Raw genomic sequence first — 16,216 nt, 5'->3', positions numbered from 1 at the left:
GAAAACTCTAGAAAAAATAAGAGGATCGGAATATGGATATCAAGGGCAAGACTGCGATCGTTACCGGTGGCTCTTCCGGCTTGGGCGCGGCAACTGTTGAACGCTACGCGGCGGACGGTGCCAATGTTGCGATTTTTGATCTGAATGAAGAAGCCGGCAGCGCGCTGGCCGATGCGCTCGGCAATGACTTCGGTGACCGTGTTGCTTTCTTCAAGGTAGACGTCACCGACGAGGCATCCGTACAGGCTGGTATCGATGCGGTGGTGGAGAAGTTCGGTGCCCTGCATATCGTCAACAACTACGCCGGTATTGGCCCGGCCTGCAAGACCTACGGCAAGCGCGGCCCGCATCCGCTCGACCTTTATATGAAGATTGTGATGGTAAACCAGGTGGGCACCTTCAACGTGGCACGTCTGGCCGCCGAGAAGATGGCGGCCAACAAGCCGGTCAATGAGGACGGTAGCCGCGGGGTCATCATCAACACCGCTTCTGTCGCTGCCTATGAGGGCCAGATAGGGCAGGTTGCCTACAGTGCGACCAAGGGCGCGATCGTGGGTATGACGTTACCCATGGCGAGGGAGCTGGCTGCCTACGGTATCCGCGTCAATACCATTGTGCCCGGGCTGATCCACACTCCTCTGTTCGAGACTATTGAGGAGTCGTATTACAAGGCACTCGAGGCTTCCACCGTATACCCGCACAGGCTCGGCAAGACTTCCGAGATTGCCAAGCTGTCAGCGCATATCGTGGATAACGACTATATCAACGGCGAATGTATCCGCATGGATGCCGCCATCCGTATGCAGCCGAAGTAACGGCCAGTTGGATACAGGACTATGGGCGTTCTGAACGGAATCAGGGTTATCGAACTGTCGGGTATGGGACCATGCCCCATGGCCGGTATGTTGCTTGCGGATATGGGTGCTGAAGTGATTCGTGTGGAGCGATCACTCAAGCGCGATCCGATATACGCAAAGGACATGAGCGCGCGCGGCAAGAAGTCCATCGTGATTAACCTCAAAAGCGAAGACGGGCGGGCGGCGTTATTGCAGCTGGTCGCCGGCGCCGATGTGCTGCTGGAAGGGTTTCGCCCGGGCGTCGCGGAGAAACTGGGTATCGGGCCGGAAGAATGTGCACAGCGTAACCCGCGCCTTGTCTACGGCCGTATGACCGGCTGGGGCCAGGATGGCCCACTGGCAAAGGCTGCCGGGCACGATATCAACTACATCGCCCTGACCGGCGCGCTGCATGCCATTGGTCGCAGCGGTGAGAAGCCGGCGGTACCGGTAAACCTGATTGGTGACTTCGGCGGCGGCACCATGTTCCTGGTGATGGGGGTGTTGGGCGCGCTACTGGAGGCGCAGCGATCTGGCAGAGGACAGGTTGTGGATGCTGCGATGGTTGATGGTGCGGCGAACCTGATGTGGATGTGTCACAGTTTTTCGGCGGCGGGGCTGTGGGATGCCTCCGGGCGTGGCAACAACCTGCTCGACGGCGGCGCCTTCTTTTATGACACCTACGAGACCAGTGACAGCAAGTACATTGCTGTGGGTGCGATTGAGCCACAGTTTTACGCGGAGCTGGTGCAGAAAGCCGGCCTGGATCCTCAGCGCTTCAACGCCGGCAATCAGAATAATCGGGCGCAGTGGCCCGAAAATGCAGCCGCCTTCGCTGAGGTATTCCGCACCAGGACACGGGCGGAGTGGTGTGAATTACTGGAAGGTACCGATGCCTGTGTTGCCCCGGTACTGAGTGCCGATGAGGCTCCGGATCATCCGCATAACCGTGCCCGCGAAGCCTATATTGACGTCGACGGCTATGCGCAGCCGGCGCCCGCTCCGCGATTCAGTCGTACACCCTCTACTGTATCCGGCGGGCAACATGCTCCGGGGGCCGACACAGAACAGGTATTGCGCGCGGTGGGATATAGTGAGGAGCAGGTTGCGGACCTGAAGGCGCAGGGTGCGGTAGCCTGACCGGGTGCAGGAAAAATAATTAGGAGAATAGAGGCTATGCAGAACTTCGAGACAGTTGATTATCGAGTGGATGAGCAGGTCGCAATTATTACCCTCAACCGGCCCAAAGCCCGGAATTCCCTGACGGCGCAGATGCGGGAAGAACTCTATCGTGCAATGCAGCAGGCCAACAATGACGAAACTGTCAGGGTAGTGATGCTTGCAGGTGCCGGTAAGGGCTTCTGTGCGGGCGCGGACCTGGTGGAAGAGTATCCCGATGCTGACCACGACGGTTTTATTACCCAGCAATTGCGCACAGAGTACCATCCAGTGCTGCAGGCAATAACCGAGTCCAAAAAGCCCTATATTTGTGCGGTAAATGGTGCGGCTGCCGGTATCGGTGCGGCTCTGGCGATGGCGTGTGATCTGGTTGTTATGGCAGAAGATGCGTTCTTCTATTCCGCGTTTGGAGCCATCGCCCTCATACCGGATGGTGGCACCCATTGGCAGCTTGCGCGTTACCTTGGCAGCAAGAGGGCCTTCGAGATGATTGCGGAGTCCCAGCGCCTGCCGGCAGCAGAATGCATTCAACTGGGCATGGCAAATCGCCTGGCTGCGCCGGAGCACCTGCAGGAGGAGGCACTTGGCTGGGCCAAGTCGCTTTCAAACCAGGCGCCGTTGACGCTGCAGTACAGCAAGCAGCTGTTGCGTGAGGCTGCCAACCTGACGCTGGTCGAGACCATGGATCGCGAGGCGCAGATACAGAATATCCATTATCGCAGCGAAGATTTCAGGGAGGGCGCACGCGCATTCTTTGAAAAACGCGCGCCGAAATTTACCGGCAAGTAAGCACCGACGATTATTGCCAGGGAGAACCCGGATGAAAACACGGATTACTGAGTTATTTGGCATCAGGTACCCGATCATCCAGGGCGGGATGATGTGGGTGGGCCGCGCCGAACTGGCAGCTGCGGTATCCAATGCCGGCGGGCTGGGCATATTGACCGCGCTGACCCAGCCGACCCCGGAGGCATTGGCCGAGGAGATCGCCCGCTGCCGAGCCATGACGGACGCACCTTTCGGCGTGAACCTGACCATATTGCCCTCCATCAACCCACCGCCTTACGAAGAATACGCGCAGGCCATTGTGGACAGCGGTGTGAAAATCGTGGAAACCGCAGGCCGCAGTCCGGAACCCTTTATGCCGCTATTCAAGGCGAATGGCTTCAAGGTGATTCACAAGTGCACCTCCGTCCGCCATGCCATTAAAGCGGAAAAAGTTGGCTGTGATGCAGTCAGCGTGGATGGGTTTGAGTGTGCAGGCCATCCCGGGGAAGACGACGTGACCAACCTGGTGCTATTGCCGGCAGCCTACGCAAAGCTGAGTATCCCCATGGTGGCATCAGGAGGCATCGGCACCGGTTCACAACTAGCCGCTGCACTGGCGCTGGGTGCAGAGGGTGTGAATATGGGCAGTCGTTTTGTGGCGACTCAGGAAGCGCCGGTACACCAGAACATGAAGCAGGCCATGGTGGATGCAGATGAGCGCCAGACCACGCTGATGTTCCGCTCCCTCAAAAACACCTGCCGGGTATTCAATAACCCTGTCGCGGCGGAAGTGATCAGTATTGAGGCGCAGCCGGGTGAAACCGATTTCGCAGACCTGCAGCCGCTGGTGGCGGGTACCCGGGGTAGGGAGCGCTGTATCGAGGCTGGCGATATCGACGATGGTATCTGGACGGTGGGGATGGTGATGGGCCTTATCCATGATATTCCCACCTGTGAAGCGCTGATCGAGGGGATGGTCGCCGAGGCCCGGGAGATTATCAGTCAGCGCCTGCAGGCCATGATCCAGGGTTGAGCTGTCAGGACTCAACCAAAAATTCCCCCTTACAGGTCTAGTACGTCCTTCAGAAAGCGATAATTGTCTGCGAACAGACCTTTGCTGATCTCGGCATCCGGGACAATGGTCTCGAACGCGTGGGGCGCCATGGGCACTGTGTGAAAGGTGCATCGAACGTCCGCATTCTTTAACCGGCGCGCGTATTCGCTGGCCTCATCGTAGAACAGGTCGATATCGCCAATACCGATCCAGGCAGGCGGCAAATTCGCAAGACTGCTCCTGCGTGCGGGTACCGCGTAAGCCGGCGTTTGTTGTGCTCCCGGCGGCTGGCCCAGATAGGCTGACCAGCCAGCGCGGTTACTGCGGTTATTCCAGATTCTATGCTTTACCGCATCCAGTTCAGCCCGGTCTGCCGTGCGGTCATCCAGCATGGGGCAGAACAGCACCTGTGCGGCGGGTTGCTGGCCGGATTCGTCCGAAAGCTTCTGTGACAGGCTGGCGGCGAGGCCTGCGCCCGCGCTCTGGCCCGATACCGCGATTCGCTTCGGATCTACGCCCAGGTTTGCCGCCTCCTGCACAAACCAGCTCCATGCTGCATGACAATCGTCCAGCGCCGCGGGGAAAGGGTGTTTCGGTGCAAGACGGTAGTCAACCGAAACCACTACCAGCCTCAGTGCCTCGGCATATCGTGCGCAGACCTGATCATCCTGCGCGGCACGCCCGCTGATCAGGCCACCGCCGTGAATCCACAATAGCCCCGCACCGGACAGGGGGCCCTGGGGTGTGTAGATACGTACACTGGCGGTGCTTAATCGCCTGCTACTGATTTCCACGCCGGAGAGGGATTTCTTTGTTGGCACCAGCGCCTGCAGGAAATTCGTCAGCCACACAAACAGGCGACTGTGGAAGGGGAGGGGAGGAATGAAGCGAACAATATTTCTCAGTTCGGGGTGAATCTTACTGATATCCATCTTCATTAATCCTGACCGTTGCCTGGCCTTTGAGCAGCACGCCGCGTTCTGCGTGCTCCAGCCAGATATCGCACTCGGCGAGTCGCTGGCTGTTACCCCCTTGTAATTTCGTGATGCGGCCTTTCGCGATGACCCTTTCCCCGTCCAGGACAACCTGTGGGAAAGTCATGACGAGGCGTTGGATGCACTCCGGCCCCATCCAGTCGTGCAACATGTTGATTATATAGCTGAGACCGAGGGGACCTTGATTGATGGTGCGCTTGCCGAGGGCAAGGGGCAGGCGATCGACAGCTTCTCTGTCCCAGTGCAGGGGATTGGGGTCCCGCAAGATCGCGGCCATGGTACGCATCCGCTCAGCCGATACGGACTCCATGACCCACTCTGGAATACTGTACCCTACCTCGTAAGCGGTATCGGCTTCTCTCGTGCTCACAGCATATTCCTTGTGTATTGCCAGGTGATAGTTGAGCGTGCGGAAAGTGTGCCTTCGGGGGATCTCACGTCGAAGCAGAATTGCACCCAGTCATAGGTCTGGCCCTGCGCGTTGGTTCTTCGCTCGGCTGCGACTACTGCCCCGGAAATATCGTATTCCACCTCTTCCTTTAACGACTGGAAGATTTCCCAGTCGTAACTTTCAGGAATGATGGATAGCTGCGACTCCGCCTGGCCCAGTTCGAACATCTCCGCAATGCTGGTGCCGGCGCCCATAATGGGCACGTGGAACAGCGCTACGGGATGCGCAAGCCCGTTCGGCAGTGGCTCCGCGCCGGTGCAGCCGGTCAGCAAGAAATTTTCCCAGTGCGCTATCTTGTAGCTGCCACCGGGAAATTCGTGCCCGACAAGCGCTTTGGTGGCCTCTTCTGCAGGTATCGCATGCATGACTTAGCCTATTGCTCAGCCTAAATGTATCAGACAAATACCTTCTGGCTGTACATGCCGTGGAAACCCTGGGGTATGTGGAAGTCGAGCTTCACTGTCGCCAGCGGTTCACTGAAGTTTTTGCTGTCGATCACGACGACCTCAGACTTGTCAGTGTTGCCGTTGTAGACATAGCACACGCAGTAGAAGTCGTCCTCGGCATCGGAATCCGGCTTGGCCACCATAAGCGGTTCGCCGTTAAAGCGGTAGCTGCCAAATTCGTGTACTTCGACCTTGCCGGTTTTCCGGTCAATCTTCTGGATGGCATTGAAGTAGGTCTGGCCGTCACCAGCGTAACCGGTAGACACCGCATAGCGGTTTTCCGAAGTGGTACGAGTCCAGTCCCACTGCGGGAACTCGCCTTCGAGTGCATCGTCGATAAATTCACTCTGGAACTGGCGGGTCTTGAGGTTGAGCACACAGCGCTTGTAACGGGCGGCGCCTGAACGGAATTTGACATCATCGGAAAAGAGATCGAGCGGTTCCATTTTATGGTCTGGCGTGCCGAACCCGCTTTCCTTGGTTTGCATCAGGTCGAAATGAATTTCGCCGTTCTTCTCATAGGCATTACCGAAATGCAGGCAGGCGATCGGGTCTATCTCAATCCTTTCCACCAGCTTCATGTTGTGAATGTCGATGATGACGATCTTGTTGGTAAGACTGTTGTCATACAGCATCAGGTCAGCAAATGACTCATTTTTCAGCATGGTCATCAGGATGTTGCCCTGCATGGACACAGAAGACTGGATAAAGATCGCGTAGTTTTCCGTGAGGGCAAAATCATGCAGCAGGGGCATATGGTCGAGCGTGAATCGTGCACGGTCCACCATCTGGCCTTTCGGGTCGATCTTGTACAGCTCAAAGCCCGGCTTAATGCCTTTCAGGCCGATATCAAAGCAGAGACCAAAATTGTAGTAATAGCCGGTTTTTGGATTGATCTTGCCGTGGGCACTGAATACGTTGGTTTTGGTCAGGCTGTCGTCGTAGGTGAACTCGCCGTAGGTATCCAGGGTGGCTGGATCTACGGAGAAGGGGCGGCCGCCTTCATTCAATGCCAGGAACTTGCCGCCGTGCAGGACCAGCCCGGTATTGGCCGGGTTGGCGGGTGGCGCAAAGCGTTTGAAGAAGTTCCCCTTTGGCGCGCCGCCGAAGCCGCGATACAGGGGTTTGCCGGCCGCCGTTTCATCGACGTACTTCGGGGTACGGATGAACTTGTTGGCAAAGTGGACTTTGCCATCTGTGAAAGTCGTCCTGGCGATCATGCCGTCACCGTCAAACCAGTGGCCGAATTCCTCGCCCCCCAGTTTCAGGCGCCCCGGCCCGTTGCGAAAGAAGGAACCGGTGAGGTCGCCGGGTACCTTGCCTTCGATATCGGTCACCCAGTATTCATACTCGTTTTCCTGGGCCTCAAAGTTACCCTTGATGGTAGGAACATGCGCGGACTGGTCAGTGGTGATTTTGCCGGTTTCTGTTTTCTCGATTCCTGCTTCGATGTTCATGGCGCTCTCCATTTTTATTATGAGTGGCCCGTTGTTTAGATTTTCTCAGTAGGCGGTCAATACCGAGTCCAGCCCCATGTCTGCCAGTGGCTTCACCAGCGCACCCATTTTATGGGCTTTTTCGCTGGAGGCATTGCCGTCGATTGCACGTTTCTTGACTCCCTGCAGAATCGCAGCGAACCGGAAAAAGCTGAATGCCAGGTAAAAGCTCCAGTTAGGAATATGCTCAATATCCATGCGTTTGCAGTATTCCGCAAGATATTCCTGCTCGGTCGGTATGCCAAGGGCTTTCCGGTCCATTCCTCCAAGGCCTGGCATGATGCCATCATGGGGCATGCGCAATTGCATACACTGATAGGCGAGGTCTGCGAAGGGGTGGCCGAGGGTGGATAGTTCCCAGTCTACCAGCGCGAGAACCCTGGATTCCGTGGGGTGGAACAACATATTGTCGAGACGGAAATCACCGTGCACAAGAGACACTCTGCCGTCGTCAGTGGGCAGGTTTTCCGGCAACCAGCTTATCAGCGTCTCCATGGCTGGAATCCTTTCCGTTTCAGAGGCGCGGTACTGTCTCGTCCAGCGGCCAACCTGGCGTTCGAAATAGTTTCCGGGCCTGCCGTAGTCAGAGAGACCAGCTGCTTCGATATCGATGCTGTGCAGCGCTGCCAATACCCGGTTCATCTCCGAGTAGATTGCGGCGCGTTGGGCGGGGTCCACCCCCGGCAGAGCAGGATCCCAGAACACGCGCCCGTCAATGAACTCCATCAGGTAAAACATGCTGCCGACGACGTTTTCATCGCAGCAAAGGTGGTAGGTTCCGGCAACAGGGACTGCACTGTTCGCGAGTGCAGACATCACACGGAATTCCCTGTCCACGGCGTGTGCGGACTTGAGCAGGTCTCCAGAGGGCTTTCTTCGCAACACATACTTGCCACTGGATGCCTGGACCATATAAGTGGGGTTGGATTGCCCACCGGTGAATTTCTCAAGTGCAATGGGCCCTTCAAACCCTGGGACATGTTGCTCCAGGTACTGGCTCAGAGCATTTGCTTTAACCGTGTTTTCAAGATTGGTTTCAACATCGGCTGCAATCATGGTCATGCGTAAAGCCTCCGCGTGCGCGCCATTATCCGGCGTAGCGTTCGATAATTTTCTTTCCCAGTGCCATCTGGTGCACCTGGTCCGGGCCGTCTGCCTGGCGGCACCAGCGGGCATAATTGAATGCTTCCGCCATGAAGTAGTCTTCGGTCAGTCCGCCCGCGCCATGCAGTTGCATGCACCGGTCGATGACATTCTGTACCAGTAAAGGCACTGTTGTTTTGCTGGCGGCAATCATATCCACACTGGCAGGAACCCCTTCCTCGTCCATTTTTTTACACGTCTTCAGGACCAGCAGGCGCGCCATCTCGATTTCGGAAAAACTTTTTGCAATATCCTCGCGTACCGACTGGTGCTTGCTGAGCGGGCGCCCGAAGGTAGAGCGGCTGGAAGCGCGGCGACAGGCCAGTTCCAGTGATCGTTGCGCGGCGCCAATCAGGCGCATGCAGTGATGGATACGGCCAGGCCCAAGGCGTCCCTGGGCGATTTCAAAGCCGCGGCCTTCACCAAGCAGGACGTTTTCCAATGGTACACGGACATTGTCGAACTGAATTTCGGCATGGCCGATCGGCGCATCGTCGTAGCCCAGTGTGGTAAGCGGCCGGATGAGCTTTACCCCGGGAGTTTCCTTGGGTACCAGTATCTGAGTCTGTTGCCTGTGCCTGTCGGGATTGTCCGGGTCGGACTTGCCCATTACGATGAAGATCCGCGTCCGCTCATACATGGCGCCGGTGATAAACCATTTGCGCCCATTGAGTACCCATTCCTCACCTTCCCGGGTAATACGCAGCTCGATGTTGGTCGCATCGCTGGAGGCGACCTGGGGCTCAGTCATGGCATAGGAAGAGCGAATCTCGCCTTCCAGCAGAGGGATCAGCCACTGCTCCTGCTGCGCCGGGGTGGCATACTTCATGAACACTTCCATGTTGCCGGTATCCGGTGCGTTGCAGTTGAACACCTCCGGGGACCAGAGTACCCGGCCCATCATCTCTGCAAGCGGGGCGTAATCATAATTGCTCAGGCCACCGTGCTGGCTGTACTGCGCGTGGTTCTCCGGTACGAACAGGTTCCAGAGGCCCTGTGCTTTGGCTTTCGTCTTGAGTGCATCCATGAGGGGCAGGGGGGCAAATCGATTCTGCGCCGCATGCAGCTGGCTGGCGTAGGCCTGCTCATTCGGATAGATATGCTCATCCATAAAGCCGCTGAGCTGCGCCTGTAGCTGCCTGGATTTGAAGCTGAATTCTTGCATGGGGTCTCCACTAAATTGCCGGGTCAGGCCATAATCGGAAGTGTCAGGCCGGCGAGGTTATCCCTCTCCTTGGTGCATTCCCCGGTCAGTGCAAAGCCTGCGATTTCACCATTGGTTGCCTTGAATACTGCCTTGACACCCTTGGTTGTACTTTCTTCTATCGCCCATTCGCCCTCGATGCTCGCGGCGGGTGGGTTTGCCACAACCGGGAACAGGGTCGTCTTTACAATTACGGGCATGGTGCCGTAATGCACTGCGGTGGGCGTGCCGGTCAGCGTTTTCGCCAGTGCCCGGGCTGATGCCATGAGCGGCGCCACGTAGTACAGCACGTGACCGTCTACTTCAGCGCAATCGCCGAGAGCATAAATATTGGGTGCGCTAGTCCGCAGGGTACGATCAACCACAATGCCGCGGTTGGTCTCAAGGCCTGCCGCGTTGGCAATTTCGGTCCTGGGCCTTACACCGATGGCGGACAGTACGATGTCTGCATCGATGGTCTTACCGTCACTCAGTTTCGCGGAAACAGCGCTCCCGTTGCGGCCCCGGTTTACACTCTTCACAATCGTGCCGAAGTTGAACTTAACACCGGCAGCCTCCAGGGCTATCTGAACAGAGCGCGATGCCGTGGGCGGCAGCAGATTGGCCAGGGGAATGGGGAGTGGGTCGACAACCTCGACTTCATAGCCGGATTGAATGAGGTCATTCGCATATTCACAACCGATCAGTCCGGCACCGATGATCAATGCTTTTCGCGCTCGGGTCATGGCTGCACGAAAGCGCGCATAGTCCATCAGGTTATTGACGGAGTAGACCTGGTCTTTGCATTTACCGGCAAGTGGGGCCTCAATGCAGCTGGCGCCGTTGGCAAGCACCAGCTTGCTGTAGCTCAATTGTTGGCCATTGACCTCCAATGTCTGGGCGCTGCTGTCGATGGCGGTAACGGTTGAGAAAGTGCGTACGGAGATATTGTAGGTGGCTTCCATCTCCGCAGCGCTGGCGGTAGCCATCTCGTCAGCGCTTTTGCCTTTGTGAAAGCCGGTAGAAATCAGGGGTTTTGAATAGAAACAGCCGTCATCTGATGTAATGACAGTTAGCGGAGTAGCGGCATCTAGCTTGCGCAGTTCCCTCACCAGGTTATAGCCCGCCAGTCCTGAGCCGATGATGACCACGGGTGCCGAATTGACCGCTATTTCGGCCTCTGCCTGTTCTTCAGAGTCGGTGCTGCTGGACTCGGCCTCTTCCACCAGTATCATTTCAAAGTCATCTTTGCCAACACCGCACTCCGGGCAAAGCCAGTCTTCCGGTACATCTTCCCAGCGGGTGCCCGCTTCGATGCCATCTTCGGGCCAGCCCTTTGACTCGTCGTAAACCCAACCACAAACCAGACATTCCCAAACCTTGTAATCGGCCATAGCGCTACCTTCTTGTTTTCCGTTTTATCGGTATCGATCAGCGCGCCCGACAAGCCGGACGCGTGGTTTCCCCGTTGCTGTGGACTATCCCTTTAGCATCTGCTGAATAGTTTTCTCAGTCTTTTCATTGAACGGCGGGCTCATGCCTGTCATGGCCGCGACATCCATGCGGGTCTGGGTATAGATAGACTTCGCATGGCTGAAGGTCTTGAACCCTTCGAATCCGTGATAGGCACCCATTCCACTCGGGCCAACACCACCAAACGGCAGGTCTTCCTGGGCAACATGCATCAATACGTCGTTGATGGTCACACCGCCGGATACGGTCTTGTCCAGAATGTCCCGTTCCTCGGTGTTGCTGTTGCCGAAATAATAGAGTCCGAGCGGACGAGGCTTCGAGTTGATGTACTCGATCGCTGCATCGAGGTGCTTGTAGGTCCGCACCGGCATGAGAGGGCCGAATATCTCTTCCTGCATCACCAGCATGTCGTCGGTGGCATCCAGGATCAGCGTTGGTGGTATCTTGAAGTGTCGCTGAGAGGAAAAGACCTCGTTGGCAGGGTTGATTTCCACCAGGGTCGCGCCTTTGTCAGCTGCATCTGTCAGATAGCCCTGCAGGCGCTGGTAGTGGCGCTCGTTGATTACCGAAGTGTAATCCGGGTTTCGCAGCAGGCTCGGCAGCATTTTGGCGACCGATGCCTTGAACCCCTCTACATAGGCCTCAAGCTTTGCTTCAGGAACGAAACAGTAGTCTGGGGCCAGGCAGATCTGCCCGGCATTTGTGATCTTGCCCCACATGATGCGATCACAGGCAAGGCCGACATCTGCAGTATCACCGATAATGACGGGGGACTTACCGCCGAGTTCTAGAGTGACCGGTACCAGATTTTTCGCGGCTGCGGCCATTACATGACGCGCGATCGATGTGGCGCCGGTAAAGATAAGGTGTTCAAAGGGCAGGGCACTGAAGGCCTGGCCAACTTCGGGGCCGCCGGTCACCACACTGATTTCCGTTGGGTCAAAAGCCTCGGCTATGATTTCCCGCATCAGCTCGGACGTCGCGGGTGTAAATTCAGAGGGCTTGATCATGGCCCGGTTGCCTGCTGCCAGAACCTGTGCGAGCGGCGCGAAGGCCAGGTTCACAGGGAAATTCCAGGGGCTGATAATGCCGACGGAGCCCAGTGGTTGGTATTCGACACGGGAGCGCGCACCGAACAGGTTCAGTGGAAACAGGGTCTTGCGTTTTTCCGGGCGCATCCACTTTTTGACATGCTTCTTGGCGTGCACCAGTGGGGCAATACCCGCTGCCACATCCATCAGTTTGCTGCTCTGGCATGAGCGGTGACCAAAGTCGGAACTCATCGCATCGGCGAGTTGCTCCTGATACTTCCGGAGCTGCTGGATCGCGCGCTCGATCCGGTCGATTCGGGTGGCAGCATTAACCGCGCCTTCACTGGTGGCCGCGGCCTTTTGTGCATTGAGGATACTGCCAAGCGCGCTGGCGATATCGGCTTCGGGTTGGTTGATCGCGTTCATGGTAACGTTCTCCCGGCTGTACGTTCGTGCCACCTTGGCTCGGTGTGCCTTTCACTGTTCGAGTCTAAGGGAATATTGCCAGAAAGAAAACAGTACAACCTGATTGTTTTATGGATTTTCCTTTGTTAGGATGATTGCGTATCGGTATGGGCAGGCTGCAGGCTTGCCTGACCAGAACTCAATGCATGTTTTATCCTATTTTCGGACCGGGAAGGCTATGGACTTTTCACTGACTGAAGAACAGGCGATGCTGCGTGACAGTATTGATAAGTTTGTGCGCGACAATTGTGATGTTGAGACGCACCGGCGTGTAATCAAGGGTGAGAAGGGGTTCGATCCTGGAACCTGGGATCAGTTTGCCGAGCTGGGCTGGCTGTGCATGCCGTTTAGTGAGGAGCAGGGCGGATTCGGCGGTGGCGCGGTCGATCTGATGGTCATGACGGAGGCCATGGGGAAAGGTTTACTGAGGGTCCCGTTTCTGAGCACTGCAGTGACCTGCGGTGGTTTCTTGCAGCAAGCAGGGGATGACGCCCAACAAGATCGCTATATCGGTGACATTATCGGTGGTCAGGCGCAGTGGGCGTTCGCCTTTGCAGAAGTCGATAGCGGCTATGATATGGCACGGGTTAGCTGCCGGGCCGAGGCTGTCGACGCTGGGTTTCGCCTGGATGGTGGCAAGATCTCGGTTCTGAACGGTCACTGTGCAAACTTCCTCATCGTGAGTGCCCTGACTGTCGAGGGGCTGAGCCTGTTTATCGTCGATACCAGCCTCGAGGGCGTCAGACGTAAGGAGTTTACCGCAGTGGATGGGAGCCGTGGCGCCCATGTGGAGTTTAATGGCGTCCTGCTGGAAGCGGGGCAAATGCTCGGCGAAGCGGGTAAAGCAGTCTCATACATAGAAGATGTGCTGGCGAAGAGTATCGTGGCGATGGGCGGAGAGGCTCTTGGCTCCATGCAGGTGCTACTGCAGACAACTGTCGAATATACGAAGACTCGAGAGCAGTTTGGGCAGCCCATAGGCAAGTTTCAGGCGCTGCAGCACCGGATGGCGGATATGTACCTGAAGGTGGAGGAAACGAGGGCGCTACTGTTTAACGCGGCGATCCTTCTGGACGAGGGGAGTGCTGAGGCTATGCAGGCCTGTGCGGCACTAAAGGTAAAAATTGCAGAAGCGGGTCGCCTGGTTTCACAGGAGGCTGTGCAGTTACATGGTGGTATCGGCATGACGGACGAGCTGGATGTCGGCCATCACTTCAAGCGCTTGCATTTGCTGGGTATGTTGTACGGCGACGAAGACTATTACCTGGAAAAGTACATGCAGCTGGCAGGCTGATATCAAAAAAGAACTCGCAGAAATAAAAAAACCCGCATCGCGGGTTTTTTCAGGCTTTCTGGTACAAGCTAGCTCCGACGTGCGGAGTGCCTGGCGATGGCTGAGGGACCTTCATCTGAAAAAATTTCTTCGAGACGGTCTCCGAGGTAGTCCAGCAGGCGATTGACGCGTTTGTCCTTGTCCCTGCCCCACTGGCCAACGGCCATACCTTCCATCAGGAACTTGGTAATGTCCATGGCGAGCAAGTAGAGGTCACCGCGGTCATTCCACTCCTTGAACATCTCCTTGTTCGATTCGTAGGCGTGTTCTTCAAAGCGCGCTGCCGCGACTTCGATGATACCCTTTAACTCTTCGTCAGTGCGGCCTGCCACACAGAGTTCATGGTAGACAGTAAACAGGTCGCCGGTCAGGTAACTCCAGTATGCATCCAGGCCTGCGCGGCGACGATCTTTGCCAGAAAGCTTCTTGGGGATAAGTGCGACCTTCTGGCTATAATCGTCGAGCAATTTCCCCTGCAGGTACTCTACCGCTGCCTGAATCAGCTCGGTCTTGGAGGGGAAGTGATGCAGCATTGCGCCACGGGATACTCCCGCGTTGTCTGCAACTTTTGCAGTCGTTACGCTGGAATAGCCCAGATTGATAAAGCAATCGATAGCGGCTTCCAGGATGCGGTCGCGTGTCATCGCGCTTTTACGGGACTGCCAGCTGGCGCCCTCGTCAGGTAGCTCTTTGGTTTTTCTGGTCTTTACAGCGGCCATTTTTCTTGTGTTCCCCGGTCGGACTTTAAAAACAGTCCGGACTGTTTCAACAGTTGTAGACGCCAGTATAAACGAAAAGCAGCCTGAAAAAAGCTACAATTTTCAATCAGTTGAGCTTTCGCGGACGCACCAAAATAGTAAGTTAATGCCCTTTTCGGGGTCACTTGTTGACGCCACCCATGCACAGGTACTTGATTTCCAGGTAATCATCGATGCCGTACTTTGAGCCTTCGCGGCCAATGCCGGACTCCTTCACGCCGCCAAAGGGGGCAACTTCGGTAGAGATAATGCCCTCATTGATGCCCACGATGCCGTAGTCCAGGCCTTCGCTGACCCGCCAGATCCTGCCGATATCACGGGCGTAGAAATAGGCCGACAAACCGTAAGGCGTATCGTTGCCGATGCGAATGGCTTCCTCTTCAGTCTTGAATTTAAACAGCGGTGCGACCGGGCCGAAAATTTCCTCCCGGTAGACGTCCATGCTGTCATCGACATCAGACAGAACTGTCGGCTCGTAGAAATTACCGGTTTCGGAATTCGATCCCTGGCCACCAATAAGGACCTTTGCGCCGTTGCTGGTGGCCTGCCGGACGATGGCGCTGACCTTTTCAAAGGCAGCATCGTTGATCAGCGGGCCGATGGTGGTACCTTCCTCTGCTCCATTTCCGACTTTGAGCGCACTCACAGCGGTGATGAATTTATCCGCGAAAGCCTCGTAGACTGACTCCTGCACGAGGATTCGGTTTGCGCAAACGCAGGTCTGGCCAGCATTGCGAAATTTGGACGCGATCAGGCCCGTAACGGCCTCATCGAGGTCGGCATCGTCAAAGACGATAAACGGTGCATTTCCACCGAGCTCCATGGAGGTTTTCTTTACCGTTCCGGCACATTGCTCCATCAGTACCTTGCCGATCTCGGTCGAGCCCGTAAATGTGAGCTTGCGCACAATGGGACTCGAAGTCATCTCACCGCCGATTTCTCGTGCCTTGTTACCCGCCACCACACTGAATACGCCAGGTGGTATACCGGCCTGCTCCCCAAGCCAGGAGAGAGCCAGTGCACAGAGTGGGGTTTCCGTCGCCGGCTTCAGGACAATGGTGCAGCCCGCCGCCAGCGCCGGGGCCACCTTGCGGGTAATCATCGCAATCGGGAAGTTCCACGGAGTGATCGCTGCAACCACGCCAACTGGCTGCTTGAGCGTGACAATGCGCTGGTTCGGGTTGTTTGCAGCGATGGTATCGCCGTAGACCCGGCGTCCTTCCTCTGCGAACCATTCTACGAAGGCTGCGCCGTAGCCGACTTCGCCTCTGGATTCGCCAAGCGGTTTGCCCTGTTCGGCGGTCATCAGCCGTGCCAGGTCTTCCTGGTTGTCCATGATCAGCTGGAACCAGCGCTTGAGTACGGCGCTACGTTCCTTTGCAGTAACATTTTTCCAGCTGTTGAAAGCCTGGTCTGCAGCTTCGATGGCGCGGCGGGTTTCCCCCGCGCCGGCGTTGGGTATATCAATGAGTCTTTCTTTTGTAGCCGGATCGAGCACCGCCATAGTGGCGCCACTATCGGCGTCTACCCATTCGCCGTTGATGAACAACTGCGAGCGCAGCAGTGAAGGATTGGAAAGTTCGAGCATTTGCCCACCCCTTGTAC

Annotated in this window: 15 protein-coding genes; 5 read left to right on the top strand and 10 right to left on the bottom strand. The window is 56.5% G+C overall.

Features of this window, described 5'->3' with window-relative positions; genetic code table 11:
* The first annotated feature begins 32 nt into the window (after nucleotides 1–32).
* From QSJ80_RS13660 to QSJ80_RS13645, 4 genes are read left to right on the top strand one after another with little or no spacing between them, the layout of a single operon-like run.
* Nucleotides 33–815, top strand: coding sequence for an SDR family NAD(P)-dependent oxidoreductase (locus tag QSJ80_RS13660; RefSeq protein ID WP_285765030.1), 783 nt, complete (start codon nucleotides 33–35; stop codon nucleotides 813–815).
* A 21-nt stretch (nucleotides 816–836) separates the two neighbouring features.
* On the top strand, nucleotides 837–1,976 hold the full coding sequence (locus QSJ80_RS13655; protein ID WP_285765029.1) for a CaiB/BaiF CoA transferase family protein: 1,140 nt from the start codon (nucleotides 837–839) through the stop codon (nucleotides 1,974–1,976).
* Between the two features lie 36 nt (nucleotides 1,977–2,012).
* Nucleotides 2,013–2,804 (top strand): enoyl-CoA hydratase/isomerase family protein, encoded by a 792-nt coding sequence (locus tag QSJ80_RS13650; RefSeq protein ID WP_285765028.1) that lies wholly within the window; start codon nucleotides 2,013–2,015, stop codon nucleotides 2,802–2,804.
* Nucleotides 2,805–2,835: 31 nt separating this feature from the next.
* Entirely contained in the window at nucleotides 2,836–3,816 is a 981-nt protein-coding gene (locus QSJ80_RS13645) for an NAD(P)H-dependent flavin oxidoreductase (protein WP_285765027.1), read from the top strand.
* Between the two features lie 29 nt (nucleotides 3,817–3,845).
* On the opposite strand, the gene QSJ80_RS13640 is transcribed toward QSJ80_RS13645, so the two are convergent.
* The 8 genes from QSJ80_RS13640 to QSJ80_RS13605 all read right to left on the bottom strand — a co-directional run bounded on the left by QSJ80_RS13640 (nucleotide 3,846) and on the right by QSJ80_RS13605 (nucleotide 12,481).
* Nucleotides 3,846–4,769, bottom strand: a complete 924-nt coding sequence (locus QSJ80_RS13640) for an alpha/beta hydrolase (RefSeq protein ID WP_285765026.1) — start codon at nucleotides 4,767–4,769, stop codon at nucleotides 3,846–3,848.
* Entirely contained in the window at nucleotides 4,756–5,202 is a 447-nt protein-coding gene (locus QSJ80_RS13635; RefSeq protein ID WP_285765025.1) for a MaoC family dehydratase, read from the bottom strand. Before QSJ80_RS13635 ends, QSJ80_RS13640 begins: the two co-directional genes overlap by 14 nt.
* Nucleotides 5,199–5,648, bottom strand: coding sequence for a hypothetical protein (locus QSJ80_RS13630; protein ID WP_285765024.1), 450 nt, complete (start codon nucleotides 5,646–5,648; stop codon nucleotides 5,199–5,201). The genes QSJ80_RS13635 and QSJ80_RS13630 overlap by 4 nt, the downstream gene beginning before the upstream one ends.
* Nucleotides 5,649–5,677: 29 nt before the next feature.
* Complete coding sequence (locus tag QSJ80_RS13625; RefSeq protein ID WP_285765023.1) at nucleotides 5,678–7,186, bottom strand: carotenoid oxygenase family protein; 1,509 nt, start codon at nucleotides 7,184–7,186, stop codon at nucleotides 5,678–5,680.
* Between the two features lie 45 nt (nucleotides 7,187–7,231).
* Nucleotides 7,232–8,287, bottom strand: coding sequence for a phosphotransferase (locus QSJ80_RS13620; protein WP_285765022.1), 1,056 nt, complete (start codon nucleotides 8,285–8,287; stop codon nucleotides 7,232–7,234).
* Between the two features lie 25 nt (nucleotides 8,288–8,312).
* Complete coding sequence (locus QSJ80_RS13615) at nucleotides 8,313–9,533, bottom strand: acyl-CoA dehydrogenase family protein (RefSeq protein ID WP_285765021.1); 1,221 nt, start codon at nucleotides 9,531–9,533, stop codon at nucleotides 8,313–8,315.
* 23 nt (nucleotides 9,534–9,556) lie between these two features.
* Nucleotides 9,557–10,945 (bottom strand): FAD-dependent oxidoreductase, encoded by a 1,389-nt coding sequence (locus QSJ80_RS13610; RefSeq protein WP_285765020.1) that lies wholly within the window; start codon nucleotides 10,943–10,945, stop codon nucleotides 9,557–9,559.
* Nucleotides 10,946–11,029: 84 nt separating this feature from the next.
* Entirely contained in the window at nucleotides 11,030–12,481 is a 1,452-nt protein-coding gene (locus QSJ80_RS13605; RefSeq protein WP_285765019.1) for a coniferyl aldehyde dehydrogenase, read from the bottom strand.
* A gap of 217 nt (nucleotides 12,482–12,698) precedes the next feature.
* Here QSJ80_RS13605 and QSJ80_RS13600 point away from each other — a divergent pair, with 217 nt between their 5' ends.
* Nucleotides 12,699–13,814, top strand: coding sequence for an acyl-CoA dehydrogenase family protein (locus QSJ80_RS13600; RefSeq protein WP_285765018.1), 1,116 nt, complete (start codon nucleotides 12,699–12,701; stop codon nucleotides 13,812–13,814).
* Between the two features lie 68 nt (nucleotides 13,815–13,882).
* Here QSJ80_RS13600 and QSJ80_RS13595 read toward each other — a convergent pair whose 3' ends face one another.
* Nucleotides 13,883–14,572, bottom strand: a complete 690-nt coding sequence (locus tag QSJ80_RS13595; RefSeq protein WP_285765017.1) for a TetR/AcrR family transcriptional regulator — start codon at nucleotides 14,570–14,572, stop codon at nucleotides 13,883–13,885.
* A gap of 160 nt (nucleotides 14,573–14,732) precedes the next feature.
* Entirely contained in the window at nucleotides 14,733–16,199 is a 1,467-nt protein-coding gene (locus QSJ80_RS13590; protein ID WP_285765016.1) for an NAD-dependent succinate-semialdehyde dehydrogenase, read from the bottom strand.
* Between the last annotated feature and the right edge of the window lie 17 nt (nucleotides 16,200–16,216).

Source organism: Biformimicrobium ophioploci (assembly GCF_030270605.1).
Classification (GTDB): Bacteria; Pseudomonadota; Gammaproteobacteria; order Pseudomonadales; family Cellvibrionaceae; genus Biformimicrobium; species Biformimicrobium ophioploci.
This window is presented reverse-complemented; position numbering and strand designations above follow the sequence as displayed.

Excerpts from the sequence above, each read along its gene's own strand:
- QSJ80_RS13660 (WP_285765030.1), top strand. The coding sequence starts at position 33 with ATGGATATCAAGGGCAAGACTGCGATCGTTACCGGTGGCTCTTCCGGC.
- QSJ80_RS13655 (WP_285765029.1), top strand. The coding sequence starts at position 837 with ATGGGCGTTCTGAACGGAATCAGGGTTATCGAACTGTCGGGTATGGGA.
- QSJ80_RS13650 (WP_285765028.1), top strand. The coding sequence starts at position 2,013 with ATGCAGAACTTCGAGACAGTTGATTATCGAGTGGATGAGCAGGTCGCA.
- QSJ80_RS13645 (WP_285765027.1), top strand. The coding sequence starts at position 2,836 with ATGAAAACACGGATTACTGAGTTATTTGGCATCAGGTACCCGATCATC.
- QSJ80_RS13640 (WP_285765026.1), bottom strand. The coding sequence starts at position 4,769 with ATGGATATCAGTAAGATTCACCCCGAACTGAGAAATATTGTTCGCTTC.
- QSJ80_RS13630 (WP_285765024.1), bottom strand. The coding sequence starts at position 5,648 with ATGCATGCGATACCTGCAGAAGAGGCCACCAAAGCGCTTGTCGGGCAC.
- QSJ80_RS13625 (WP_285765023.1), bottom strand. The coding sequence starts at position 7,186 with ATGAACATCGAAGCAGGAATCGAGAAAACAGAAACCGGCAAAATCACC.
- QSJ80_RS13620 (WP_285765022.1), bottom strand. The coding sequence starts at position 8,287 with ATGACCATGATTGCAGCCGATGTTGAAACCAATCTTGAAAACACGGTT.
- QSJ80_RS13615 (WP_285765021.1), bottom strand. The coding sequence starts at position 9,533 with ATGCAAGAATTCAGCTTCAAATCCAGGCAGCTACAGGCGCAGCTCAGC.
- QSJ80_RS13610 (WP_285765020.1), bottom strand. The coding sequence starts at position 10,945 with ATGGCCGATTACAAGGTTTGGGAATGTCTGGTTTGTGGTTGGGTTTAC.
- QSJ80_RS13605 (WP_285765019.1), bottom strand. The coding sequence starts at position 12,481 with ATGAACGCGATCAACCAACCCGAAGCCGATATCGCCAGCGCGCTTGGC.
- QSJ80_RS13600 (WP_285765018.1), top strand. The coding sequence starts at position 12,699 with ATGGACTTTTCACTGACTGAAGAACAGGCGATGCTGCGTGACAGTATT.
- QSJ80_RS13595 (WP_285765017.1), bottom strand. The coding sequence starts at position 14,572 with ATGGCCGCTGTAAAGACCAGAAAAACCAAAGAGCTACCTGACGAGGGC.
- QSJ80_RS13590 (WP_285765016.1), bottom strand. The coding sequence starts at position 16,199 with ATGCTCGAACTTTCCAATCCTTCACTGCTGCGCTCGCAGTTGTTCATC.